This window comes from Nocardioides sp. R-C-SC26 (assembly GCF_021246465.1).
Lineage (GTDB): Bacteria > Actinomycetota > Actinomycetes > Propionibacteriales > Nocardioidaceae > Nocardioides.
On sequence record NZ_JAHRHK010000035.1, the window covers coordinates 1 to 6,427 of the forward strand.

Genomic DNA, 6,427 nt, shown 5'->3' on the forward strand with positions numbered 1-6,427 from the left:
CGCCCGCTCGTTCCCCGCGGGCCCCTCAACCACCGGGTGGACCGCCCGCTCGTCCCTCGCGGGCTCCTCAACCACCGACCACGGCCCGCGGCCCCTCACAGCGTCTGGCTCCAGATCGGGTCGCCGATCGGGGCGGGCGGCACCCGAGTGGTTCCGGCGACGCCGGGGGCCGTCGCGCGGCCGATCACGGGGCGCGACGCGACCTGGCTGGCGGCCTTGGACGCCCAGACGATGTACTCCACCAGCTGCTCGGGGTTGTCGGCACGCAGCAGCGGCACCTCCTCGTTGCCGATGAAGCGTCGCAGCGCGTTCATGTCGGCGTCACGGCCCACTCCCAGCGCCAGCCGGACGGCGGCGGCGCCCCAGCGCTGCTCCAGGAGCGCGTGCAGGCCCTCGGCGAAGGTGACGCCGCTGCTCTGGGTGGGCCGACCGTCCGAGACCAGCACGAGGGCCGGCGGGTAGGCGGTTCGGCCGCCCTCGACGTCGAGCTCGGCCATCGCCTCTGCCAGCGTCGTGAGCGCACTGCCGAGCTCGGTGAAACCCTGCGGCACCGCCTCGACGCCGTCCCAGCGCAGCTGCTCGATCGGGGTCGGCTGCTCGATGATCCAGCGCGGCTCGTCGGCGAAGCCGAGCACACGCACGAGCAGCTCGGCGTGCGGATTGGCGCGCGCCTCGTCGCGCAGTGAGGGCAGCGCCTCGGCGATCGCGTTGTTGAGCGCCTGGATCCGGCCACCGCGCAGCATCGACCCCGACAGGTCGAGCACGAACACGAAGTGGAGGGGCGTGCGCGCGACGGCACCGCCCAGACGGTCCGAGGCCACCTGCTGGGTGGCGGGAAGATCGGTCATCGGGTCTCCGGCGGTCGGGCCGGACCGCGTCCGGCGATACTGAACCCATGGTCCTCCCCCAGGGCACCCACGTCGACCTCGGTCCGTTGGGTGCGGCGACGGTGACGTCGCTGCTGGGCGAGGGCGGCCAGGGTTACGTCTTCGAGGTCGCTCGCACGCACGGGAGCACGCTCGCGCTCAAGTGGTACAAGCCGACCAGCGCCTCGTCCGAGCAGTACCGCGAGATGCAGACGCTGGTGGAGTTCGGGTCCCCGCACGACCGGTTCCTGTGGCCGCTCAGCATGGCCAAGGTCCCCGGCCACCCCGGGTTCGGCTACGTCATGCACGTCCGCGACCCTCGCTACCTCGAGCTGAGCTATCTGCTGTCCAACGTCGACCGCGACGGGCGCCCGCTCAACGTCAGCTTCGCCGCCACGATCAACCTGTGCCGCCAGGTGGCCTTCAGCTTCCTGCGCCTGCATGCGCGCGGCCTGTGCTACCGCGACATCTCCTTCGGCAACGTGTTCTTCGAGCCCGCCACCGGCGACGTGCTGATCTGCGACAACGACAACGTGGGTGTCGACGACGGCACCGGTCGCGTGCTCGGCACGCCGTACTTCATGGCGCCCGAAGTGGTCGCCGACACCACCTACGCGACGTTGCCCTCGACCGCCACCGACCGGCACTCGCTCGCCGTCCTGCTGTTCTATGCGCTGTTCCTGGGCCACCCCCTCGAAGGCGCGAGGACGGCGTCGGGGTTGCGCGATGGAGCCTGGCTCCAGCACCACTTCGGTCGCGGTGCGCTCTTCTGCCAGCACCCGGACGACTCCGGCAACCGGCCCCCCTCGATCGTGCAGCAGTACTGGGACCTCTACCCGGCGTTCCTGCGCGAACTGTTCACCCAGGCGTTCGTCGCGGGTCTGTGGGAGCCGGCGCGGCGCGTGACCGAGGGCCAGTGGATCAAGGCAATGGACCGCCTCGGCGACGCCATGACGACCTGCCCGCACTGCCCGGTCACCAACTTCTGGGATCCCGCCGAGCCCGACACCCTCTGCCGAGCGTGCGGCGGGCCGCTCGCCCCGGCCTTCGTGCTCCGGGTCGGACGACGCACCGTCGCGGTCTCCCCCCTCGCAGTCCTGCGCACCGACCACCTCGACAGCGGGGTCGACGCTCCGGTCGCCGTCGGTCGCGTGCGAGCACACCCGCACGACCCGGCCCGCTGGGGGCTGCTGAACGTCTCGGCCGAGCCGTGGACGATCACCTACCCCGACGGCCGCGAGTTCCGCATCGACCCGGAGCTGACGACCGAGCTGGTCGACGGCGCGAGGCTCCTCATCGGCGACGACGTCGTCACGATCATGAAAGTCTGATGGTGATCTCACAGTGATTGCTCCGTGATCCTCGGCGTACTCCCCACTCCGGTCTCGGTGGCCCGACGCGTCGTGCGTCGCGCTCGAGGCACCTCGCCGTTGCGTGGCCGAACCGTGCTGATCACCGGCGCCTCGTCCGGTATCGGCGCGGCCACGGCGCGCGCCGTCGCCGCGCAGGGCGCCCACGTGCTGCTCGTCGCCCGCCGCGCCGCGGCGCTGCTCGAGCTCGCCGCCGAGATCGGGGACGACGGCGGGCTCGCGTCGGTCTACCCGTGCGACCTCACCGACTTCGACGCCATCGACGAGCTGGTCGCCCAGGTGCTCGACGACCACGGCGCGGTCGACTATCTCGTGAACAACGCCGGCCGCTCGATCAGGCGCTCGCTGCACCTGAGCTACGACCGCTTCCACGACGTCGAGCGCACGATGGCCGTCAACTACTTCGGCCCGGTGCGTCTGACGATGGGTCTGCTGCCCGCGATGCGTGAGCAGGGCTTCGGCCACGTGGTGAGCATCGTGACGTGGGGCGTCCAGATGCGGGCGCCGAAGTTCTCCGCCTACATCGCCTCCAAGTCGGCACTCGACCAGTGGGTGCGGATCGCAGCGCGCGAGGCCCGCGGCGACGGCGTGACCTTCACCTCGATGCGCTTCGGGCTCGTGCGCACCCCCATGGTGGCGCCGACCGAGGAGTACGAGGGGCGTCGCGCGATGTCGCCCGAGGACGCCGCGCGCGCCGTCGTCCGGTGCCTGGAGGAGCGGCCGCCCGTGTGGAACATCCCGGCCGGCGTCGTCGGCGAGGTCGTGAACTTCCTCAGCCCACGGCTGGGTGACTACCTGATGTACCGCTACGACCAGATGGCCCCGGACTCGCGGGCGGCCCGCGGGGGCTGAGGGATCGCCGCGATGTCGGTTGATCGCTCCTGTCAGCGGCGGAGTTCTGGGTAGGCCCCGGTCGCCCGGAGCCCACCCAGAACTGCGGCTAGTGGGCCTGCCTCTTGGCCCTGGCGACGGTGAGAATCAAAGGTGCAGAAGCCGATGCGGCGTAGCCCTCGCCTGTGAAGAGCACGCGGATCGGGTATCTGCCATGTACTAGCCTGGCCAACTTGACGCTGCCCGTGAAGCCCGTGCCGTCCCAGGTGAGAGTGTGTACGACGCTCCTGCTCACCACGATGGAGACGGTGCCAATCGCTGGCTCTCCGGCTCCCGAACCGCGGATGGCTACGACCGCAAAGTTCACAACCGCGCGTTGGTTCGAGGTGACGCGGTGGCGGGGGAGACGTATCCCAACTCTGGTCTCGAGAGCAATCTCGGGGTCCGGTGTTGGATTCGTGGTGGGTGACGGCTCCGTCGATGGCGGTGAGGGTGGTACCGGGAAGCCGGAGCGATGGCAGGAGAGCGCGAGATTCAATCCATCCGATTCGAGCGGAACTTCGACCCCGCCGGACGACGCCGGAATACAGCTTGGCGCCTCCGCGCGCACCTGGTACCAGCCAGGTGTGACTTCCCAGGAGAACGACCCCAGCGCATCGGAACTCGTCGGATTTGACAGACTCGACCCCGCAATGACGCCGTCCGCCGCAGTTACCTCGAAGTAAGGCCCATCCGCGCGCTCTGCTCGCAAGAGCGTGACCTGCGCATTCTCGATTGGCCTGCCGACATCGTCGACGACGACACCATTGAGTATCGAGGTCCCCTTGACTGTGATACGTGCGGGTTCGCCTGCCCTGCCATCCGCGTTTGTACCGAAGATCTCGAAGGTCGGGACGTCGCCTGGTGCAAAGTCGGTGACCGTAAGCGAATGCCGATCCTTGGTCACCCATCCCAGCACGCTGTCCTCGGTGCGAATCCACCACCGGTCAGCGGTGGAATCGGCGGACGACCACGTGAGTTCGACAGAGAAGCCACCGCCAGATGCTGGTACCACCGACGAACGCAGCGGGTGCGGCGCTGCGGGGCGCGGTGGCACGTCCTGCGCGTCCGAGACAGTCACCGGCACCGACATCGACGAGATGAGATCGTCGGCGTCGGTGACCCGAACTTGCATCTGCCCCGAGAATGTATCCGGATAGCTGAAGGTCTCGATCGGGGAACCGTCACGGACCTCGAACTCCCCGTCGCCGTCAAAGTCCCAGTCGAACCTGAGTGGGCCGCGGCCGCCGTAGGTTTCCGATGCGTCGAACTCGAATTCGTCCCCGACAACGCCTCGGTACGATGTTTGCCGAAGCAATACAACCGGACGTTCGATAATTTCGGTCACTGCGTCGATGACGGCGACTCCGACGTCTTCTCCGTGCGTGACAACTCTGCCGGACGTGCGATCCGCGAGCTCGCGGTAGGCCCCAGCCAGTTCATCAGGCACCACCGGATAGACGTTGACTGGGTCGATCTCAAGGGAGCGGCGGGCCACATCGGCGATGGTGACGCCGGTCGCGGCATCCGGATGGTGGAACGGCGCATCCGTCAGCACGACCGCGGCCTTTGTCGCCCCAGGTCGCCAGCTGAGGTCGTTGAACGTGTGCATGAGCGCGGCCAAACCAGCCTCTGGGGTGTCGCCGCCGCCGTCGACTGAGATCCCGTTGAGGGCGCCGCTGAACGTATCGAGGCTGTCGCCCAACGGGCGAAGTGTCCGAGCAACGAACGCATCACCCGCGTCGCGGTATTCGATCAGCGCTACTCGCCCGCGAACTCGCGCGACTTCGGATGCGAGACGAGCAGCCTGGGACTTAGCGCTCTCGATGTAACTCGACATTGACCCGGTCGAATCGATCAGGATCGCCAGGTCGAGTCCGGTTGTGCCTGCGAGTGGGCGATCGTCGACGTAGGGCGTTGGCGGGGGAGCGGCGGGTATGAATGGCCGAGCTCGGGCTATTGCCTCGAGCACTGCCTGATGGATGTGCCCGTTCTCTGCATACGTGAAGTGCCCGCTGTTGGTCACAAGTGTTGCCGACGATCCACAGACGAAATCTGCGTCGGCACACCACGAGCCGGCTTTACTGATCGGCCACGACGGCTTTTCCGAGAAGGCGGGGCCACCCCCGGTAGAGGCATGCGTAAACGCGTCGGGGAGATAGCGCGGGACTCGTGCTCCGAGGGAACCCCCATCGGTGTTGCAGTCCGGGACTGTTCGACGCCACGTTGAGTGGTTTCTAGTGTGGCGGCACGCCGCAGCAGAAGGGCCGCGGCCCTCCGGCAGGTGGAGCTTCGGGTCGCCGAAGAGGGCTACGAAGGCCACACTCCGCTCGTATCCCATGCCGTCGATCGCGAAGAGCGCCTCTCCAGCAACCTGCGCACCTTGTGAGTAGCCTCCGAGCACGAAGACGGATGTGCTGCATTTCGCCCGTCGTTCGGCGAAGTATGCGACAAGTTCGGAGACACCCAGATCGACGCTCTGGCCGTAGGAGAACATGTCTCCTGAACTGATCGAGGCTCCGATTCCCGTCAGGAACCGCTCTCCCGAGACCTTGCGGGCCGGGTATTGTGCGCCGCCGAAACGCTCCGCCCCGAGTTGATAGGTGTTGACGGTGAGCTCAGGTGCATGCTTGTCGAATTCTGAGATCCACTTCTTCGCCTCGTCTTTGTCCAGAGATTGACCAGAGCCTCTTGCCCAAATGGTTTCGATCTGCCCGCAGGGTTGATCCATGGCGCTGCTTGCCGCAGCAGTCGATATCGGCAACGTCAGCACCGTTACGAACGACGCCAGAAGAAACGAACTGAGGGCCAAGGCTGAGTATCGCGGCCGAGGATGTGAGGTGGTCTTCAAGTGATTCCCCAGGAGTTTGTGCTTCGGAGCCTGCGCATCCTCGCACAGTTTGACTAGGCGTGGTGAGGAATCGCTCCACATCCGGGAACGCCCGTCGGGACTACTCGCCGCCGGGCTGCACGGGGAGGCTGAGGGATCGCCGTCGGCGGAGCCTCGACCGGGGCTCGGTCTCCGACTCAGCCCTCGTCGTGGGAGCCGCGCGTCCGGCCGAGGGAGACGATGAGGTCTTCGTGCAGCTCCATCCAGATGTCGTGGTAGCTGTTGTACATCGGTCGCGCGAACGCGCCGTTGTCGCCTGAGCGCAGCCGGACCTGCGTCGCCGCCGGTACGAGAAGACTGATGTGAAGGACTGTCATGGGTGTTGAGATCAAGGTCGAGAATCTGACGAAGTCCTTCGGCAAGCAGTTGATCTGGGGTGGGGTGACGCTGACCGTTCCGGCGGGTGAGATCTGCGTGATGCTGGGCCCGTC

At 67.3% G+C, this 6,427-nt stretch carries 5 protein-coding genes; 2 read left to right on the forward strand and 3 right to left on the reverse strand.

Going from position 1 to position 6,427, the window contains the following annotated elements; all coding sequences use genetic code 11:
- Positions 1-95 precede the first annotated feature (95 nt).
- Positions 96-848: a VWA domain-containing protein gene (locus KSO97_RS17270; RefSeq protein ID WP_232681679.1), complete on the reverse strand. Its 753-nt coding sequence runs from the start codon at positions 846-848 to the stop codon at positions 96-98.
- Positions 849-895: 47 nt separating this feature from the next.
- Here KSO97_RS17270 and KSO97_RS17275 point away from each other — a divergent pair, with 47 nt between their 5' ends.
- Positions 896-2,197, forward strand: a complete 1,302-nt coding sequence (locus KSO97_RS17275) for a hypothetical protein (protein ID WP_232681703.1) — start codon at positions 896-898, stop codon at positions 2,195-2,197.
- 24 nt (positions 2,198-2,221) lie between these two features.
- On the forward strand, positions 2,222-3,088 hold the full coding sequence (locus KSO97_RS17280; RefSeq protein WP_232681717.1) for an SDR family NAD(P)-dependent oxidoreductase: 867 nt from the start codon (positions 2,222-2,224) through the stop codon (positions 3,086-3,088).
- A gap of 88 nt (positions 3,089-3,176) precedes the next feature.
- Here KSO97_RS17280 and KSO97_RS17285 read toward each other — a convergent pair whose 3' ends face one another.
- Complete coding sequence (locus tag KSO97_RS17285; RefSeq protein ID WP_232681741.1) at positions 3,177-5,879, reverse strand: cutinase family protein; 2,703 nt, start codon at positions 5,877-5,879, stop codon at positions 3,177-3,179.
- Positions 5,880-6,133: 254 nt separating this feature from the next.
- Positions 6,134-6,313, reverse strand: a complete 180-nt coding sequence (locus KSO97_RS17290) for a hypothetical protein (RefSeq protein ID WP_232681743.1) — start codon at positions 6,311-6,313, stop codon at positions 6,134-6,136.
- Positions 6,314-6,427: the final 114 nt, after the last annotated feature.